The organism is Pseudoalteromonas sp. S2755, from assembly GCF_005886535.1.
Classification (GTDB): Bacteria; Pseudomonadota; Gammaproteobacteria; order Enterobacterales; family Alteromonadaceae; genus Pseudoalteromonas.
Genome location: NZ_PNDS01000131.1, coordinates 13,742 through 28,195, shown reverse-complemented (window position 1 = coordinate 28,195; position 14,454 = coordinate 13,742). Strand labels below are relative to the sequence as shown.

Sequence of the window (14,454 nt, the reverse complement as noted above, 5' to 3'; positions counted from 1 at the left end):
TTAATATAATAAACCTTTTTGAACTTTCCCTAACTTGGGACTGTGTAATATCAGTTATGGGAAACCTGCCGCTCAGCAAAGAATAACTGGTTTAGATAGCCTATTTAATTCGCCAAATCGCTTTAAAGGTTTTGCTCGCCAAATAGAAAAACAACAGCGGCATTAATACTAACTTCAGCACTAAAAGCGATACCACGTTTAAGAAGTCGATAAAGAGTGACTCAGCGGCGTCGAGCATATCGCTAATACCACTAGAAACCGCTTTAATTGCTCGGCTTAGCGTCCCCTCATTGCTACCGTGAAGCTGCTCATTGAGCTTTTCGATTGCGTGTTGATGTTGATCTTTTTCTCTATTGATAAGCGCTATTTGAGTGTCGAGTTTTGTTTTATCGCTGGCCAATCGCTGTTGCTTTTCAATCAGTGGTTTTGCCTCTTCACTTTTGGTAAATGTTAACCATTCGGATAAACTTCGGTTCGCTTGAGCCGCTTCAATATCACCTTCCAGCGCGGTAATTTCAGCATTTAGTTCAGTCGCTTCACCATGAAGACGGATCTGCTGTTTAGTCAACAGCGCTATTTGCTCACTATGGCTTTGCTTTTGGCTGGTGATTTGGGCTTTTATTTTTGCACTTTGCGCACTGGTCTTTGTTGCTTGAGATTGAAAGAGGTCAACACTGCTTGACACCACTTCACTTTGTTTATTTATTTCTTGGTCCAGTAACAGTTGGCTAGTGAGACCCGTCGATAGAATGACAAACGGAACCACAAAACGGATCAGTAGCATCGTGGCTAATATTTTAGTTCTAACCGTTTGCCAAAGCCTTAAATAGCAGCATACGAAATACCCAATTACGATGACGGTAAAAGCAACACTGAATAATATATGAGTGGAAATAGTGTAGAGAATACGTTGGATAAACAAAGAGCCAATGGCTAGTTGCATCACATCAGAAATGTATTCGGCTAAATCATTGATAGGATCGAGTAGCTGCGCAGGCTGAATACTGGCAACACCAATCCCAACCTCTGCAGATTGCAGCAAAGAAATAGCACCATTTACCGTACGTGCTGAAGCATAGACGAGTGAAGACTGCAGTAGCGCATCATCAATAAAGGTCATCATGGCAGTATTAAATTCTGGCAACCAACTTATCACCACAAGGATGACCAACAGAAAATATAAAGCTATTTTTCCACTTTTTGTTTGCATATCAGCCCCAGCCTTTTAGCAGTTTTATTAAGCTTTGTTCGCTTGCTCTAGCACGGTAATAGTGCGCTCAATGAAGCGGGTAAGCGCCCGCTCTGGAAGAAAAGGTTGTCTTCCTTCAAGATTAAACTGCGCTAATAAGCGCTTGATCTCCTCATCGTTCTTTATTTGCTCAACCGACTTACCTGCCTGATTCAAAATCTTCACCCGCTCAACTAAAGCGAATGTTTGAATTCTATGTTGTTCGAGTTCTCTTTTCGTTGTAGGTTTGCCATGACCTGGCACAATCAGCGTATTTTGATCGCCAATAGACAAAATCAAATCGACCGCTTTATTAAAACCCGTTAAGCCCCCAGCATAAAATGTTGGATGCCAGTTTGTGGTGTAAATGTCTCCGGTGAACAAAATATTGCTCGTGGGATGATAGAGAATGTTATCATTGGCGGTATGTGAAACGGCTTGAGTATGCTTTATCACCCCAAGCTCCTTTAACCCTTGTGGGCTCTCAACAAGTGTAAAACCTTGTTGTTGGAAAAAAGCATTACCACCTGTGTGATCCGAATGACGATGTGTATTTAGCAGGTATTTTTTCTCGCTCTGAAAATTATTCTTTATCAAATCATTGAGCTTTGGCAAATCCGTATCTTCAGCGGTGGGGTCAATGATCACCACTCCCCTGTTCGTTGCAAAGATCCCAATGTTTGTGCCGTAACTTTTATCTCTAACGACTTTTGCTGTGTCAGATTGATAAAGCACTTCAAACTCGCCGCTATAAGTTGGCTGAACAACAATTAAGCCCAATAAGATGAACGCCATAATAGACCGCATTTCACACTCCTTTCTACATTAGACTGTTCACGTTATAGTCATTATGACTTCTTTACAAGCCTATTGCTCCACCAGCCTACTTTCCTCTCGGTTTTATGGAGCGGCCAGGCTTTTCCTCGAGCGGTTTATCTGGCCATCGGTGTTTTGGATATCGACCACGCATTTCTTTGGCCACCTCAAAATAAGAAGTTTGCCAAAAGTTGCTTAAATCGCTGGTGGTTTGGATTGGCCTTTTCGCTGGAGATAACAGCTCAAATCGCACTGCGACTTGGCCGTTGGCGAGCGTTGGCGACGTCAATTGACCAAACATTTCTTGTAACACCACAGAAACGGTTGGCCCTTGGTGCTCATCGTAGCGGATCGCGACTCGCTTATCGCTTGGCGTAACATAAAACTCAGGTGCTTGCGCTTCGAGTTGCTGTTGCTGATCCCAAGTGAGTGTCGCTTGAAGCAGGTTAAAAATATCCAGTTGCTTCAGTTGTTTGATAGTGTTTACGCCCGTCAAATAGGGCAATAACCAAGTATCAAGCTGCGCTATCAAACTTGCCTCAGAGATCTGTGGGAAGGTATTCAAGTGCTCACTTAACCATTTAGCTCGAGCGAGCCAAGCGTGACTTTTTGCCGACCAATTGAGTAAACCAAGCCCTTCCGATGTGATAATATCCTTCACACATTGGGCAAACGCTTCTTTGGGGATCTGACTCAGGTTTTGCTCTTTTAATACCAGAGCATGATATTTAACTTGTTGCCGGCCCTGAATCCCCTCCTTTTTACTATCCAGTTGATACCGCACCACCTCACTCAAATATGGCGCCAGTTTCTCAAGTAATGTGCTCTTTTCGATTGCGCAGCTCTGAAATATCAAGCCATCCTTATTTTTGCCATCCACATCACAAACTATCAAATAGGCCTGACCTTGCAGCGGATCACCGTCACGTAATGTTACTCCCCGACCATTCGCAAGCAAGTAGCGGTTATCCCCTTGAGGACGTTTTTGCGCAGCTCTGTCAGGAAAGGCATGGAGCAATAAAGTAGGCACTAAGGTTTGAATATCTACAAGGGTGATTGTTTCACTCTTGAGCTTAATTCCCAGTTTGTGCGCAAATGATTTGGCCAATTTTACGGCCTGCTCTGCGGCAGCTCTATGCAAGCGATATGCTTTGGCGGCACGGGTACGGTCTTGAACAAACTCAATCAATGCCAAAACTCGCTCACATACATCGCTTGTATTGGCTTGCACTAAAATATCTCGCTCGCTCAATATCGCCGCCAAAAAACAAGCTAGTTGTTGCGCAATTGGTGTTTCACATCGCAGTAGCATGCTGGCAAGACGAGGCGAAACACCCAGTTGTAGTGCTCGCTGCCCAGCAGTTAACACTTTATTATGCGCATCTACCAAGCCAAGCGACTGATTTAATTGACAGGCCACCGAAAAATGTTGCACCGGTGGCGGTGTTAGCCAATTCGCGTCCTTGTATTGTGTCACTCCCCACGCGCTGAGCTCCAGTGCTAAGTCACAAAGGTCCGTGGTGGTGATTTCTTCTGGCTGAAAGTCACTTAAATTATTATGCTCACTTTCGCGCCAAAGACGTAAACAATGGCCCGCTTGTAGACGACCCGCACGCCCGGCTCGTTGTGTTGCTGATGCCTTTGAGATCATCACCGTATCGAGCCGCGAGAGGCCGTTTTTAACATCATAGGTTAAGCGTTTCTCAAGGCCGGAGTCTATAACCATAGTGATCCCGGCAATAGTCAAACTGGTCTCAGCAATATTGGTTGCAAAAATAATACGTCTTGACGCGCTACCGCTTTTACTGAGCACCTTTTCTTGTTCAGATAAGGGTAATCCGCCGTACAAAGGCAGAAGCTCAATATTACTTTGGTCAAGCACTTGGCAAGCTTCAATGCAGCGCTGAATATCAGCCTGCCCGGGGAGAAATACCAATACATCGCCATCGCTTTGTAGAGTGAAAGCATGGCGCAGCGCACTTAACACATGATCTGCCAAGTAACGGCTCGCTTTACCGACATATTCAATTTCAACAGGATAAGTATTACCGGGGCAAGATAACCTTGGTGCGCCATCCAGATAGTTAGATAAAAGCTCGGTGTCTATCGTTGCGGACATCACCAGCAATTTGAGGTCATCGCGATACGCTTGTTGCACTTCAAACGCGAGCATTAAAGCTAAATCCGCATGAATAGAACGTTCATGGAATTCATCAAAGATAATAAGTGCAACATCACTGAGTTCGGGATCCGCTTGAAGACGGCGAGTCAATACGCCTTCGGTGACGATTTCCAAGCGGGTGTTGGATGAAACACGTTGCTCGTTTCGGATTTGATAACCAACTCGCTCACCGACCGATTCTCCCAACTGTTTGGCTAAAAAGGTCGCAATAGATTTTGCCGCAACGCGACGTGGCTCAAGCATAATGATTTTTTTATTACCGGAAAAAATATCAGCTTGCAGTAAACGCAGTGGCACTAAGGTCGATTTACCTGCGCCGGGCTCGGCCTGTAATACTAAACGGTTATCATTGGATAAGGTGGAAATAATCTCAGGTATAAAGGCTTCAATCGGCAGCAAAACTCTAACACTTTATTATTCTGTCTTGCTCAATATGATACACCTAAACTTGATGCCGCCAAACAGCCGAATTCGCTTAACGAGTATTACAAACATAAATAAGATCGGATAGATTTGACCACGTTTTTAGTTTGCCCGCTTGTAAATATGAGCGTAGATTTTGCACCATGTGCTCTGCCGGACTTTGCACTTCCTCTTCTCCAGTGTGGACGCCAACCCAAGCGTTACGATGAGATTCTTTCGCAAGATATAAACCACCGTCGGCTAACTCCAACACGTGCTCCCAGCTAAGCTTATCTGGTTGTGTTGGGTCAAACGGGAATGGCGCAAAGCCAATTGAACAAGTACAGTTAATCGTTTGATCGTTCACCACAAATGGATAGCTCTCCACTTGGCGACGGATCCGTTCTGTTACTTCGTGTGCAGCCGCTCTGTCCATATCCGGCATTACCAGCAAAAACTCTTCTCCACCCCAACGCACTAAAATATCTGACTCTCTTGTGCATTGCTTAAGGATTTCAGCAAAGTCTTGCAGCACAATATCTCCCGCCGCATGACCAAAGCTGTCATTGATATTTTTAAAGTGATCAATATCAACAATGACAAAAATCAGATCGGCACTCTGCTGTCTTTGCGGAACTTGCCACTTTTGCCTGTGTACCTCAATGGTACTATCAATCATACTAAAAAAGTGGTGTCGATTACTCAGCCCGGTTAAGCTATCTGTGAAGCTTAGGGTTTGCAAACGCTTGTTTCGTTCCGCCAGCTCCTCAGTCCGCTGCGCAACCTGACTCTCTAACAGCTTGGTGTAACGGCGATTCTGCCATCGCCAATAAAACACCAGCACCAGAGTAAATGCAAGCAAGGCTATCAATAGCCAACGCTGCTGGCTTAACCTAGCGTTTTCTATCTGTTGTTGGTGCGCCATAATCTGTTTTGCCTGCTGGGCATTATCACGCTCTAGTTCGTTAAGCGCTTGCTTTTGTTGTGCAAGAGAGTATTGCGCTTCTAGCTTAAGCAGTTTGTTATTACGCTTTTGCAAATTTAGCGACTGCTCGGTAACGGCATAACGCTTTAGATAGCGATGTGCTTGTTGATAATCTCCAAGCTGAGCATAGGCTGACGCCAGTATCCATTGCAACTGAGATTGAAAAAGTAAGAAACGTGTGCCGAGCGTATCTCTCAGCCCAGCCTGAGCTAAATCAATTGAAGTTGCAAAGTCACCACTTTGTAAAGCAACTCTGGCACGCTGCACTGCCGACATAATCCGCATTCTTTGGTTTTGAACCAAATAACCCGCATTGTCTAACTCATCTAGAATTTGTTTGGCTGGTAAATATTCACCGAGCTGTAAATGAGCCCAAGAACGCGTCAGCTTTAACTGTGCTAGTGTCTCCTGGCGAATACCTGAAACCTCTGGTACTAAAGCAGACTTAAGTGCTAAACGATAAGCGCCCTTATCCATATTCAAGCGCGACTGCCATAAACTGATATCGGCTTTTATCTGAGCATTATCATCAATTTGCTCAGCCAGCAATGAGGCCTTATCCAAATAGCGCTGCGCTAACTCATAGCTCTCTAAGTCAATATCAAGGTGTGCGATGGCGAGATAGGTGTTTGCCTTTAAAAATGTATTGTTATCGGCTTCGGCCAACTGCAATGCTTGTTGGTGCAAATTCAGACCATCTTCAAAATCACCAAAGTGTTGAACTATACTACCCTCTAACAGTAATGCTTTGATTTGCAGCGGCTTATTACCTTGCGCACGCGCTTGTTCTCGCAGCGCTCTGATATCCGGTAATAAAGACAAGTCATAATCTTGTTCAGCCGACATTTGTAGCGCATTTAAATTGCGCTGTATTTGTTCCGATGATTCGTAAGCAAAACCACAAAATGTAATTAGCGCACTTACCAATATGCAAAGCGATACCACAGCTGGTTGCATTAGTCCCCCCCCACCAGCATTTCAGCGTTAGCCACCTGCCAATTCGCCACTTTTTTGTTGATAAAACCAGATTCTGTCAACGCCCGTTTGATCACGCCTCGTCGTTTAAGTATGTTTAACCCACGATTGAGTGCCGCAAATATTTGCACGCCTTCAGGATGGTTTTTACTGACAACAAAATGCCGAGAGTCTGGCAAGACAACCTTAATATTTTCGATTGGAACATATTCTTTACCTTCAAAATTTAGAGTTAAAGAATCACTCACGCTAAAATTAATCAACATAGTGTCGACAACATCGCTTTCTACCATTGCCAACATGGTTTCCCACGGGCCAATAAAGCTCACCATGTGTAAGTCTGTATTCATCAACGCACGCCAATCCACTTCCCATTGCGGGTTAGACACAACATTCAACTGCCGAAGCTGTGAAAGCGGCGTTTGCTGCAGTGCGACGTTACGCTTGGTGACGTAAAGCCCTGCTTCGTAATCTCCAACTTCAACAAGCGGATCTGAGATAAATAATGAGCCGCGATAGTCCACGATATTTTCATGCCAAACACTGCGAGCAAGGATTAAGCTTTCCCCAGCGATCAGATCAGAAAACTCTAGAATATTCACCGAAGGTTTTGGATTAAATACGACTTTACGTGTTTCACCACCAAGAAACAGGGCCTGCTGTAATAGCACCATTTCGATGATTTCAATATGAGAACCTTTGGTGGTAGGAAAGAAAGAATCAACGTCTAAGACGTCACGACCAGCAAGAAAGTGCTCGTAACGCTGACTGAAATTTTCGCTACTGATTATATCAACAACCAGCTGATTGCTCCCCCAACAGAGATTGGAAATAAAAAGGAGTGAAAACAGCCATTTCATCTTCATTGTTGAGTAAAGCCTTATTATTAACAGTTATTCAATTCAGTATACTTGAATTTAGCGCGCTCTGTTAACCACTAAACAACATATTCTAATGAATTTGGATTTACTGCTAGCACACAGGTAAGTAGCCAGACTTGAGCCCGAATTTAAGAAACAAAATTACGCTTGACGTAAATGAAAAAATATCCAGCCTACAAATCAACAACAAAGAAAAAGGGAGTTAAAATGTTAAACATAAAATTAAATAAGAAAATAATTAAGCAACCTCTAACCGCCTAGATAATAAAATGACACCTCTAGTGAATGGTGCAAATGGATCTATCTGAGCGGATCCTGTACCAAGCAAACATCACGCATCTTGTGAAAATAAAGGAGGCTGTCATTCAGCTATAGGTTGTACCATGTAACGAAAGCTTAACTACAATCGAAAGCGGCCTTGCGTGTAAAAGGCCGCCTTAGTTAAGTACAAATTTGCTTAAGTTTCATATCCTAAATTAGGACCAAGCCAACGCTCCGCCTCTTCTAACGACATTCCTTGACGCGCGGCATAGTCTTCTACTTGATCTCTTTGAATACTCGCAACGGCAAAGTACTTAGAATCTGGATGCGAGAAATACCAACCCGACACTGCTGCTCCCGGCCACATGGCGTATGAACTAGTCAACTTCATACCGATACGGTTTTCAACATCTAACAACTGCCAAATTTTTTGTTTTTCGGTATGTTCAGGGCACGCAGGATATCCCGGCGCTGGACGGATCCCTTGATAGTTTTCACGGATAAGCTCTTCGTTACTTAGCGCTTCATCCGCCGCAAATCCCCAGTGCACTTTACGCACTTGCTCATGCAAGTATTCGGCAAATGCCTCGGCTAAACGATCTGCGACCGCTTTAATCATGATCTTGTTGTAGTCATCTTGCTTGGCATCAAATGCATCTGCTAAGTCATCTTCTTCAAGGCCACCAGTGACGGCAAATGCACCAAAATAATCAGGTGTGCCTTTGGGTGCAATATAATCCGACAAACAATAGTTAGGGAAATCGGTTTTTTCGGTTTGCTGGCGCAGCTGACATGACGTAACCAAGACCTCACTTCGTGACTCATCTTTGTAAATCTCAATATCGTCACCCACGCGGTTAGCAGGAAACAAACCAATCACACCCAGTGGCTGCAAACTACCATCTCGCTCTAGTTGATCTAACATGGCATTGGCATCATGAAACAGCTTTTGCGCCTCTTCACCAACCACTTCGTCTTGTAGAATACGTGGATATTTACCGGCCAATGACCAAGTCATAAAAAATGGCGTCCAGTCGATATAATCACGTAGCGTTTTGATGCTCACATCTTTAAACTCGGTGATCCCCAACTTACTTGGCACTGGTGGCGTATAGTTTTGCCAATCAAGTTTTACCGCATTATCGCGAGCTCGCGCCAAGGTAACCGGTTTTGAACGTGGTTTTTTACGCGCCTGCTGCTCTCGTACTTTGACGTATTCATCCGCGGTTTTTGTTAAAAATTCTGGCTTTTGTGTTTTACTTAGCAGGCTAGATACCACCCCAACCGCACGACTGGCGTTGTTGACGTAAATCACACCTTTGTCGTACTGGGGTTCAATTTTAACCGCCGTATGCGCTTTCGATGTGGTTGCACCACCAATGAGTAGAGGAATATCGAAGCCGCGACGCGTCATTTCTTTCGCAACATGCACCATTTCATCAAGGGAAGGCGTAATAAGACCAGACAAACCAATGACATCAGCGTTTTCGTCAATGGCCGTTTGCAGAATTTTCTCTGCTGGCACCATTACACCCAAGTCCACAACTTCGTAGTTATTACATTGTAGTACCACGCCCACAATGTTTTTGCCAATGTCGTGTACATCGCCCTTAACCGTGGCCATGATCACTTTACCGTTACTCGAGCCTTCTTCTTTTTCGGCCTCAATGTAAGGGTCGAGGTAGGCAACTGCGCGCTTCATCACTCGAGCAGATTTCACCACTTGAGGCAGGAACATTTTGCCCGCGCCAAACAAGTCGCCAACCACGTTCATGCCATCCATCAGAGGCCCTTCAATCACTTGAATTGGCTTATCAAACTGTTGGCGACAGGCCTCGGTATCCTCGTCGATAAACTCGGTGATCCCTTTAACTAAGGCGTGCTCCAAGCGTTTTTCAACTGGCCAAGAACGCCACTCTAAATCTTCCTGTTTTTCGGCTTGCGCCATACCCGAGTATTTAGGCGCGATTTCAACCAATCGCTCGCCAGCACCGGCGTCGGTATTGAGGATCACATCCTCAACGGCATCACGGAGCTCTTTTGGAATATCGTCATACACGGCTAACTGACCCGCATTGACGATCCCCATATCCATGCCCGCTTTAATCGCATGGTAAAGAAACACAGAGTGGATCGCTTCACGCACCGGGTTGTTACCACGGAATGAGAAGGATACGTTCGACACGCCCCCTGACACTTTACAATGCGGCAGGTTTTGCTTAATTCTGCGCGTACCCTCGATAAATTCTACGGCGTAGTTATCATGTTCTTCGATACCCGTTGCGACCGCGAAAATATTGGGGTCAAAAATAATGTCTTCTGGCGGAAACCCAAGCTCGTCAACCAAGATTTTGTAAGAGCGCTGACAGATCTCAAACTTTCGTTCCGCGGTTTCCGCTTGACCAACTTCATCAAAAGCCATCACCACCACGGCTGCACCAAAACGCTTGATGATTTTAGCTTGGTGGATAAATGGAGCCTCACCCTCTTTTAAGGAGATTGAGTTTACAATGGCTTTACCTTGAATACATTTCAGGCCCGCTTCAATGACTTCCCATTTAGACGAGTCAACCATGATAGGAACTTTAGAAATATCTGGCTCTGACGCTATCAGATTAAGAAACTTCACCATCGCAGCCTTTGAGTCCAACATGGCTTCATCCATGTTGATATCAATCACTTGCGCGCCGTTTTCAACCTGCTCTCTGGCAACATCCAGCGCGGTTTCGTAATCTTCTTCTAAAATTAAGCGCTTAAATTTTGCCGATCCCGTTACATTGGTACGTTCACCGACATTAGTAAATACTGCTGTTTGTGTCATGGTGAATTCCTAATTTAAGTTACAGGCTTCAAGACCTGCCAAACGCATCCGCACTTCGATGTCAGGCAAACTACGTGGCTGGGTTTGCTCAAGGCCTCTCGCGAAGGCGCGAATATGCTCAGGTGTGGTACCACAGCAGCCGCCAACAATATTGATAAACCCTTCTTTACCCCAATCGATAATCTCTTTTGCCATGTCGTCGGCTTCTAGGTCGTATTCACCAAACTCGTTAGGCAGCCCTGCGTTTGGATGCACAGAGGTAAAGGTCTCACAAACCCGTGACAGCTCTTCTACATATTGTCTTAATAAATCTGGGCCTAATGCGCAGTTGAGGCCGATAGAGATTGGCTTAATATGGCGAATAGAGTTATAAAACGCCTCGGTGGTTTGCCCTGATAGCGTGCGACCGGAAGCGTCGGTGATCGTGCCCGAGATCATAACAGGCAGAGTGACACCCGCTTGCTCGAAGGCTTCTTCTACGCCGTAAGACGCAGCTTTGGCGTTGAGCGTATCAAAAATAGTTTCAATTAAAATAAGATGAGCACCACCCTCGATAAGAGCAAGTGTTGATTCAACATAGGCTGCAACCAATTTGTCAAAAGTGATATTGCGAAAACCAGGGTCGTTTACATCTGGAGAAATTGAACAGGTTTTTGACGTTGGACCAAGCACACCAGCCACATAGCGAGGCTTGCCGGGGTCTTGGGCGGTAAATTCATCACATACCGCACGTGCAAGCTTCGCCGATTCAAGATTAATCTCTCGGCTTAGGCTTGCCATGTCATAATCTTCCATCGAGATGGTGGTAGCATTAAAAGTATTGGTTTCAATGATATCCGCGCCAGCAGCTAGATAATCGCGATGGATCTGTTTGATTATCTCAGGCTGCGTCAAACTTAACAGATCGTTGTTGCCTTTGATAAGGACATGCCAATCTTTGAAGCGCTCACCGCGATAGTCTTGTTCTTCTAATTTGTGCTTTTGGATCATGGTTCCCATTGCACCATCTAAGATCAGAATACGTTGCTGCATTGCTTGCTTAAGCTGCTCTGCTATTTGCTCACCGTTTACGGCTACATTATTCGGCATAATTGTTAGTCCTTACATCTTGGCTAACTAAGTTAATATCATAAGGTGTGGTTTGGTAAACATAGTAGTTTAACCAATTTGAGAATAACAAGAATGCATGGCTTTGCCATGTCTTAGATGGACGTTTACTGGTGTCATTCTCAGGAAAATAGTTCTCAGGCAGCGGTGCGTTGGCCATTTTTTCACGATCGCGAAGGTATTCTTTTTGTAGCGTATCGGCGTCGTATTCAGGATGACCGGTAATATAGACTTGGCTACCTGAGTGATTTTTAATTAAGTAAGCGCCCACTTTTTCAGAGCCAGCTAATACAACAAGGTCTTTACACGCATTAATTTTATCGATGTCGATGTGGCCATAGCGAGAGTGTGGCACCAAAAACTCATCATCAAAACCACGAGTGAGCGCCCCGTGGTCAAAATAACAGTGATGCTTAAATACGCCGCACAGTTTGTCATTTTTGAGTGCTCGCTTTAACCCATAATGGTGATACAAACCGGCATGTGCGGCCCAACAGGAAAACAAGGTTGAAGTAACATGGTGCTCAGCCCAATCAAAAAACGCCTGTAATTCCTGCCAATACACCACATCGTCATATTCAAGATGCGCCAGCGGCGCGCCGGTGACGATCAATGCATCATAGTTTTGATCTTTCACATCCGAAAAGTAGCGGTAAAACATATCTAGATGCTGCTCTGAGTTTTCAGAGCTGCGGTGGGTGTCCAGTCGCAACAAATCAACATTCACCTGCAAAGGGGTATTTGCCAGTAATCGAATAAATTGCACCTCAGTCTCCACCTTATTCGGCATCAAGTTTAATATCGCGAGCCGCATTGGGCGGATCTCTTGCGTTGATGCACGACTTTGTGGCATCACGAACACATTTTCATGACGCAATTGGGCAATGGCTGGGAGTTCGTCGGTGACGGTGATTGGCATGCGCTGCTCCAGACTAATCGAATGGCATTATTATGGACAAAAACTGGAAAATTTCAACCTCTAGATGTATGGACGTCTAAACATTTTTAATAATAATTTGATGCCTCATCTCTCACTGATTATTTCAATTTATGTATACTTGCCATCATATAAATAAACACAAGAAACTTGATATTTATGATTGGTATTGGCGAAGCCGCAGCGATTGCGGCGGCTGGGGTATGGGCTGGCTCAACTATACTGTATAAACGATTTAGCCATCACCTTAGCCCATTTGAGTTGAACGTCAGCAAAGGCGTCATCGCTTCTGCTTTGATGATCTTGTGTTTGATCATCGCAGGTGATGCTATGTACCCGACCTTACTCTCGAGCTGGGGCTGGCTGGTAGCCAGTGGGGTACTGGGCATAGCGATTGGTGACAGCGCCTACTTTGCCGCACTTAGAAATATAGGTCCTGCTCGCACTTTGGTTATTGAAAGTCTTGCACCTGCCATTGCGGGGATCTTAAATATTGTACTCCTTGGTGTTTATCTCAGCGCATCCGCTTGGCTCGGTATTGTAGTAACGACCGCTGGCGTGATGCTGGCGATTAAACCAAGTAGAAGCCAGCCGGTATTAGACAAAAAACATTACCTATTGGGAGTCTGCTTTGCACTCACGGCTGCCATTTGCCAAGCTGCGGGTATGGTACTGTCCAAAGGCGCGCTAAATAACGAAAGCATTAGTAGTTTGTGGGCGGCACTTATCCGCTTGGGATCCGGCACCCTATTCGTGGCCTTTATTGTTGTTTATTTGAAATCACAAAGCCTGTTTAAAGCACTCACACTAAAGCAAATCGACGGTAAAAACTGGTTATTCATTGCGGTGTTTTTTGGCACTTTTATTGGGCTTTGGCTACAGTTGATTTCCGTTAATCATACTGATCCCGCTATCGCACAAACCATCTTTGCAACGGCACCACTCATGGTGATGACGATTGGACTACTGCGCAGAGAAGCGATTACTAAGTCTATGATGTTTGGAGGCCTAATTGCTTTGGCTGGGGTATTTTTATTGCTAAAGGGATAGCCAATATCACACTTAATATGTATGCATATTGGCCTGAATTTGGGGTTAATTTGCTACCGAAATAGAAACTGTCGCTGGCGCGCTTGTAATATCATAAAGGTTATTACCCTTAATGCGATATTGGAACGAATCCTGACCAACGAACCCAGCTTTAGGTGTATAGGTAATGGAGTAGTCACTGTTAACAGATACTGTACCGTTAGCTGGTGAGCTAAAAATCTCAACACCATAATAATAGGGTACGCCACTATCGTTATCTTTAACGTATACATCAACAGGCTGGCCTGCAACGGTTTGTGCCAAGTCATCACTCGGATACACATCGTAATTACCACCAAACGCTTGGTCTAAGCTAACTCTGATCTCTCCCCACTCCGATGTTTCTCCAGCGGGATTAACAATCCGAAAAGAAATCGTATCTATCTTTTGGTTACCGTTGTCTTCGCCTGAAAAATAAAGCACCTTACCCTTAAATTTAACCCAACGTCTGTCTAATGTGTTGTATGCAACCGCCTGACCGTATGTAGTGTAAACTTTGTCATAAAAGCCAATTTGATCGTAGCTTTTGCTACTATTCAATTGAATACGTAGCTCACTATTTGGATAATTAGGATCAGTCACGTTGCCATCGGCAAAGATATTAAATTCCTCTTGAATGTTTAATCCAGCATTGTACTCAAATATGGCTTTATCAAGCTGAGGAGCGGCACTCACTAATGGTGCAAATAACGTAACACCGACGCTAAGTGACTTTAGCCACATTGTATTTAACTTCATTTTTATTTCCTTATGGATTGATTTCCAGCTTC

The 14,454-nt window shown here is 44.6% G+C and carries 10 protein-coding genes; 1 reads left to right on the top strand and 9 read right to left on the bottom strand.

Annotated features, from left to right (window positions below):
- Window positions 1–100 precede the first annotated feature (100 nt).
- The 8 genes from CWC03_RS18695 to CWC03_RS18655 all read right to left on the bottom strand — a co-directional run bounded on the left by CWC03_RS18695 (window position 101) and on the right by CWC03_RS18655 (window position 12,577).
- Window positions 101–1,210 (bottom strand): hypothetical protein, encoded by a 1,110-nt coding sequence (locus tag CWC03_RS18695; protein ID WP_138583167.1) that lies wholly within the window; start codon window positions 1,208–1,210, stop codon window positions 101–103.
- Between the two features lie 27 nt (window positions 1,211–1,237).
- Window positions 1,238–2,035, bottom strand: coding sequence for an MBL fold metallo-hydrolase (locus tag CWC03_RS18690; protein WP_138583166.1), 798 nt, complete (start codon window positions 2,033–2,035; stop codon window positions 1,238–1,240).
- A gap of 76 nt (window positions 2,036–2,111) precedes the next feature.
- Window positions 2,112–4,625, bottom strand: coding sequence for an ATP-dependent helicase HrpB (gene hrpB, locus CWC03_RS18685; RefSeq protein WP_138583165.1), 2,514 nt, complete (start codon window positions 4,623–4,625; stop codon window positions 2,112–2,114).
- A gap of 76 nt (window positions 4,626–4,701) precedes the next feature.
- Window positions 4,702–6,570: a GGDEF domain-containing protein gene (locus tag CWC03_RS18680; RefSeq protein ID WP_138583164.1), complete on the bottom strand. Its 1,869-nt coding sequence runs from the start codon at window positions 6,568–6,570 to the stop codon at window positions 4,702–4,704.
- A complete protein-coding gene (locus tag CWC03_RS18675; protein ID WP_138583163.1) occupies window positions 6,570–7,454 on the bottom strand; it encodes a type 2 periplasmic-binding domain-containing protein in 885 nt (294 codons plus the stop codon). The genes CWC03_RS18680 and CWC03_RS18675 overlap by 1 nt, the downstream gene beginning before the upstream one ends.
- Before the next feature lie 472 nt (window positions 7,455–7,926).
- Complete coding sequence (gene metH / locus CWC03_RS18665; protein WP_138583162.1) at window positions 7,927–10,551, bottom strand: methionine synthase; 2,625 nt, start codon at window positions 10,549–10,551, stop codon at window positions 7,927–7,929.
- 9 nt (window positions 10,552–10,560) lie between these two features.
- Window positions 10,561–11,640 (bottom strand): homocysteine S-methyltransferase family protein, encoded by a 1,080-nt coding sequence (locus CWC03_RS18660; RefSeq protein ID WP_138583161.1) that lies wholly within the window; start codon window positions 11,638–11,640, stop codon window positions 10,561–10,563.
- A complete protein-coding gene (locus tag CWC03_RS18655) occupies window positions 11,630–12,577 on the bottom strand; it encodes a homoserine O-succinyltransferase (protein ID WP_138583160.1) in 948 nt (315 codons plus the stop codon). Before CWC03_RS18655 ends, CWC03_RS18660 begins: the two co-directional genes overlap by 11 nt.
- A gap of 177 nt (window positions 12,578–12,754) precedes the next feature.
- Here CWC03_RS18655 and CWC03_RS18650 point away from each other — a divergent pair, with 177 nt between their 5' ends.
- The gene (locus tag CWC03_RS18650) at window positions 12,755–13,645 is read left to right on the top strand and encodes a DMT family transporter (RefSeq protein WP_138583159.1); all 891 of its coding nucleotides are present in this window, start codon (window positions 12,755–12,757) and stop codon (window positions 13,643–13,645) included.
- A 45-nt stretch (window positions 13,646–13,690) separates the two neighbouring features.
- Here the strand turns inward: CWC03_RS18650 and CWC03_RS18645 are convergent, their stop codons facing one another.
- Entirely contained in the window at window positions 13,691–14,422 is a 732-nt protein-coding gene (locus CWC03_RS18645) for an Ig-like domain-containing protein (RefSeq protein WP_138583158.1), read from the bottom strand.
- Window positions 14,423–14,454 lie beyond the last annotated feature (32 nt).

What these genes read in the sequence shown, in the direction of transcription:
- CWC03_RS18695 (WP_138583167.1), bottom strand. Translation starts at nt 1,210, where the DNA reads ATGCAAACAAAAAGTGGAAAAATAGCTTTATATTTTCTGTTGGTCATC.
- CWC03_RS18690 (WP_138583166.1), bottom strand. Translation starts at nt 2,035, where the DNA reads ATGCGGTCTATTATGGCGTTCATCTTATTGGGCTTAATTGTTGTTCAG.
- CWC03_RS18680 (WP_138583164.1), bottom strand. Translation starts at nt 6,570, where the DNA reads ATGCAACCAGCTGTGGTATCGCTTTGCATATTGGTAAGTGCGCTAATT.
- CWC03_RS18675 (WP_138583163.1), bottom strand. Translation starts at nt 7,454, where the DNA reads ATGAAGATGAAATGGCTGTTTTCACTCCTTTTTATTTCCAATCTCTGT.
- metH (WP_138583162.1), bottom strand. Translation starts at nt 10,551, where the DNA reads ATGACACAAACAGCAGTATTTACTAATGTCGGTGAACGTACCAATGTA.
- CWC03_RS18660 (WP_138583161.1), bottom strand. Translation starts at nt 11,640, where the DNA reads ATGCCGAATAATGTAGCCGTAAACGGTGAGCAAATAGCAGAGCAGCTT.
- CWC03_RS18655 (WP_138583160.1), bottom strand. Translation starts at nt 12,577, where the DNA reads ATGCCAATCACCGTCACCGACGAACTCCCAGCCATTGCCCAATTGCGT.
- CWC03_RS18650 (WP_138583159.1), top strand. Translation starts at nt 12,755, where the DNA reads ATGATTGGTATTGGCGAAGCCGCAGCGATTGCGGCGGCTGGGGTATGG.
- CWC03_RS18645 (WP_138583158.1), bottom strand. Translation starts at nt 14,422, where the DNA reads ATGAAGTTAAATACAATGTGGCTAAAGTCACTTAGCGTCGGTGTTACG.